Annotated in this window: 1 protein-coding gene; it reads right to left on the bottom strand. The window is 51.0% G+C overall.

The genetic code is table 11. The annotated features are described in order from the left end of the window. Positions 1 to 202: 202 nt before the first annotated feature. Positions 203 to 541, bottom strand: coding sequence for a hypothetical protein (locus ACFWW2_RS16610; RefSeq protein ID WP_393929750.1), 339 nt, complete (start codon positions 539 to 541; stop codon positions 203 to 205). Positions 542 to 788 lie beyond the last annotated feature (247 nt).

The following is a 788-nucleotide window of genomic DNA, read 5'->3' as shown; positions in this document are numbered from 1 at the left end:
CAGCCCGAACCGGCCATTCGATCTCCGGGCAGGATTGGCTGGTCAGCGGGACCAAGGGGACATTCGTTGCAACTTCGTCTATGGCTGCTTAGGGTCACGCTTGTAGGAATAGCAGGTACCATTTGTGAGACACGCCTCTAGATTTTGGCACATCTTGCAATGCGGCAAAAGACTGTAGCAAGCCCAGCTTGGCGACTGAGTATTAAGTCATGTCATTGCCAGTTATTCTGACCTTGACTACTTTTCCCAGCTGTCTCCCAAGCCACCCAACAGCAACAACAAAAGCAAGAAATACTGCGGCGCCAATGGGGCCGACAAGTGAATTTTCTCGATCAGACGAACTGTAGATCGCTACGGTTGTTGCCCCATCGGGCAAAACTTGCATTAGAAAAAAGATTGGTACTGCGGCCAGCAAGGCCCACGCGCCCCAACACAAAAGTCTCTTCTTCAGACCGACGCCCTTGGTTGCGTCCATAACACCAGCAAGAAAACTCAGGGTCAAAAGGCAAATCGCGAAAACAAGTAGTTCGGAGGCGTCCATGCAACCCAGATAAGATATCGGGTTTGCAGATGCCATGAAAAAATCTGACCGCCTGATCCGCGTAAAGTTCGTTCATCCACACACATTTTCTATATGCAACAAACCCTTGCAAAACTGTCCTTGATTTTGGCGCGTCTGTAGCCGCAGCTCCGAGAAGCGGACATTTGTTCAAGGCGCAGCATCGGTGAGTCTGGGCTCTCTGCCGTCATCTGACAGTTTTGGTCGGTTGACTAGTGCCAGCCCAAAC

The sequence above is a fragment of the Yoonia sp. R2-816 genome (assembly GCF_046762905.1).
Lineage (GTDB): Bacteria > Pseudomonadota > Alphaproteobacteria > Rhodobacterales > Rhodobacteraceae > Yoonia.
This window is presented reverse-complemented; position numbering and strand designations above follow the sequence as displayed.

What these genes read in the sequence shown, in the direction of transcription:
- ACFWW2_RS16610 (WP_393929750.1), bottom strand. Translation starts at nt 541, where the DNA reads ATGGACGCCTCCGAACTACTTGTTTTCGCGATTTGCCTTTTGACCCTG.